Origin of the sequence: Candidatus Desulfatibia sp. (genome assembly GCF_036446775.1) — a bacterium.
In the GTDB taxonomy this organism is placed as follows: Bacteria; Desulfobacterota; Desulfobacteria; order Desulfobacterales; family UBA11574; genus Desulfatibia_A.
The window spans coordinates 1-3,098 of record NZ_JAZFTO010000363.1; the positions used below are offsets into that span (position 1 = coordinate 1).

Annotated in this window: 5 protein-coding genes; 3 read left to right on the forward strand and 2 right to left on the reverse strand. The window is 44.2% G+C overall.

From position 1 onward, the window contains the following. Positions 1–298, forward strand: a 298-nt coding sequence (locus V3S16_RS16570; RefSeq protein WP_413886952.1) for an inorganic phosphate transporter, incomplete at its 5' end; no start/stop codon positions are given. A gap of 69 nt (positions 299–367) precedes the next feature. Here V3S16_RS16570 and V3S16_RS16575 read toward each other — a convergent pair. Together V3S16_RS16575 and V3S16_RS16580 are read right to left on the reverse strand one after the other, a co-directional pair. Continuing rightward, the gene (locus V3S16_RS16575) at positions 368–625 is read right to left on the reverse strand and encodes a hypothetical protein (protein ID WP_413886954.1); all 258 of its coding nucleotides are present in this window, start codon (positions 623–625) and stop codon (positions 368–370) included. After that, complete coding sequence (locus V3S16_RS16580) at positions 625–1,224, reverse strand: sigma-70 family RNA polymerase sigma factor (RefSeq protein WP_413886956.1); 600 nt, start codon at positions 1,222–1,224, stop codon at positions 625–627. The genes V3S16_RS16575 and V3S16_RS16580 overlap by 1 nt, the downstream gene beginning before the upstream one ends. A 413-nt stretch (positions 1,225–1,637) precedes the next feature. On the opposite strand from V3S16_RS16580, the gene V3S16_RS16585 reads away from it, so the two are divergent. After that, entirely contained in the window at positions 1,638–2,138 is a 501-nt protein-coding gene (locus V3S16_RS16585; RefSeq protein WP_413886958.1) for a GAF domain-containing protein, read from the forward strand. Positions 2,139–2,216: 78 nt separating this feature from the next. Continuing rightward, positions 2,217–3,098, forward strand: an 882-nt coding sequence (locus tag V3S16_RS16590) for a 4Fe-4S ferredoxin (RefSeq protein WP_413886960.1), incomplete at its 3' end; no start/stop codon positions are given.

Below are 3,098 nucleotides of genomic sequence, written 5' to 3' on the forward strand. Positions count from 1 at the left end.
TTTAAGCGCCAGACCGGTGGCTGAAATCATGGCCTACCGCGTGACACGGATGAACGCAGGACAGGGAGTTAGCGCCAATCTGGTCACCGGTTTTCTCGTTATTTTCGCCTCCCGGCTCGGGTTGCCGGTCTCCACGACCCACGTCTCCTGTGGCTCCCTGTTCGGTATCGGCGCCGCGACCGGCCAGGCCCATTGGAGGGTCATAGCCGGTATTCTGCTGGCCTGGTTTATCACGCTTCCGGTTGCCGCACTCCTCGGCGCAGTCCTTTTTGCGCTCGTGCGAAGGTTGACCGGGTGAGAAACTTGATTCTTTCACCGGGTAAACGGTTTCGTGTTTCGATCGTACGGGGTGACGCGTTTAATCCGGTTACGTTCGAAGCATTTGTTTCATTCGATTGCGGGCTTCGGAAGATAGAAGTGTCGAAGTTTCCAGATCGTCAGGGGGGTATTCGATGAAGCGCGCGGTCTCCCTCAGAAATAAGAGTTGCTTTCGAAATTGCGCGCAGTATTTGCACATAAGCAGATGAATTCTGATAAACAGACGGTGATGCGGGGCCAGATTTCGGTCCATGGATTCGGATACCCGATGTGACACCTTTTTACAATTGAACATCCAGTGAGACATTATCTGTTTTCCTCCTCCACTTTATTAAACCAGGAGAGCTCTAAGCATCGTCTGAGATGCATTCTTGCCCGATAGAGCATGACCCAACTGTTTGTCGCAGAAATTTGAAAAGCCTTACAGAGTTCCTCCGTGTCCAGACCTTCTACTTCCCTGTGCATGAATATTCTGGCCAGCCTGTCAGGAAGTTTTGCCAGACATTTGAAAAACGCATTCAAAAATTCATTCTGTTCGTATGTTTTCGAAGGATTCAGATCCCATTTACCAGGCCGGATTTTCCAACTTCCGTTATTGTGATAGAATCCGTCGACAGTTTCATCCACCGCATCGATATCGTCTACCGCCTGTTCCCGATTTTTCTTCCTGAAGAAATCCAAAATCTTGTACTTGAGAATGCCCGTTAACCAGGTTTGAAAGGTGGAACGGCTCTTGAAGCTTTCACGTCCATTCAGTGCGGCCAGAAAGGTTTCCTGCACCAGATCTTCAGCCACGAACGGATCCTTGATTCGGGTCAGTGCGAACCGGTACAAATAATCCCCATATTGATCCACCCAGGTTTCCGGATCGAGGTCAGGGTTTACAGTTGAAATCTTTTCAGTCATCCGTGTTGGTTGATTTCAATTTTACGAGACCAATTGCCCGCATAGGAGGCAACGATCAGTTCTAACATCCAAGTTTACGTTACTGACAGCAGCGTTGGATAAATTTAGCAAATTTCTGGGCGAAAAACAAACAAAAATATCGTATGGCTGATCTCATTCTGTGAGGATAAGATCAACAAAAAGCATGAATCAAAATATTTGCAGTTCTGATTCCCTCATGATATTGTATGTATTAACAGAATATTATTTGAAGATCCCAAAGAAATGTCTTTTACTGAAACCAGTGCATGAGCCTTTTTTTTGATTTGGAGGATGTTCTGATGACCCGAAAACCAATTTATGAAAAATTGGAACAGATAGTAAAAGAGTTCGAGAAAGAAACTATTAAGCGCAGGCAAGCTGGAGAGGCACCCATGGAATCAGAGCAACGGTTGTTGGAAACCTCAGCAATGTCGGAGTGTTCTAAAGCGGTCCTGATACATAGCGAATTTGAACAGGCGGCGCGTGTCATTTTCGATCTTGCCAAGAACTTGATCGGTGCCACCGCCGGATATGTCGCCCTTTTAAATGAAGATGGGATGAAAAATGAAGTTTTATTTTTAGAAGCGGGTGGGCACCCTTGCACTGTTGATCTGAGCCTTCCCATGCCTATACGCGGACTGCGGGCAAGATCCTATAGAACAGGTGAGGTAGTGTTTGAAAACAGCTTTTCAATTAGTAAATGGATGGCATTTATGCCCAAAGGGCATGTTACCCTTGACAACGTTATGTTTGCACCGCTCAAAATTGACGGAAAAGCATATGGGTTGATTGGTTTGGCCAATAAAATAGGAGGCTTTACCGAAAACGATGCACGCATGGCAACGGAATTCGGCAAATTTACTGTAATCGCTCTAGAAAAGGCTTGGCAATAGAGAAACGCAAATTATCAGAAGAAAAGTTACTATTAAAAATTTGATTTGGGGGGCTGTCCATTATGAAGGAGGTGCAGCATGGCGCAAAATGATCAGGTTTATATCAAACTACAAAAGCACCTGGATAATCAAGCTGTCGGGTTTCCAGCTACTAAGACAGGCGTTGAGATAAGAATATTGAAACACATTTTTACACCTGAAGAGGCTGAGATGGCCTCTTTATTAAGCTACAAATTTGAGCCACTTAAAATTATTTATAGTAGAGTCGAACATCTGCTTGAATCACCCGAAGAACTGGAGAAGATTCTTGGTCGTATTCAGAAAAAGGGCGGAATTGAGTTCAAAATAAAAAATGGTAAAAAGCATTATTGCAATGCGCCTCTTGTTATAGGGATGTATGAATTTCAACTTGATCGACTAACTCCGGAATTTATAAAGGATTTCAATGATTATACTTCGGATAGGAATTTTGGTATCGAATTTTTGAGTACAGAACTCCCACAGATGCGTACCATACCAGTCGCCAAAAGCATCCACCTACAGTATAATGTAAGCACTTTTGATGAAGTAACGACCCTGCTGCAACAGGCTGAAGAACCCTTTGTCATCGTCGAATGCATTTGCCGTAAAAAAAAATCAATAGAGGGTGGGTCTTGCAGAATAACGGATCGAAAAGAAATCTGTCTCGCTATAGGTGACATGGCTCAGATGGCTCTGGCAAGCAATGTCGGCAGGAAAATCACCAGAGATGAAGCTATGTCGATAATAGAACAGAATCAGAAAGAGGGATTAGTTCTTCAGCCTTCAAATACAAAAATAGCTGAATTCATTTGTTCGTGTTGCGGATGCTGCTGTGGTATGTTAGGTCTTCACAAGAACCTACCAAAACCATTGGATTTTTGGGCCACAAATTTTCATGCTGTCGTGGACAAGAAAACATGCCAAGGATGCGGTAATTGT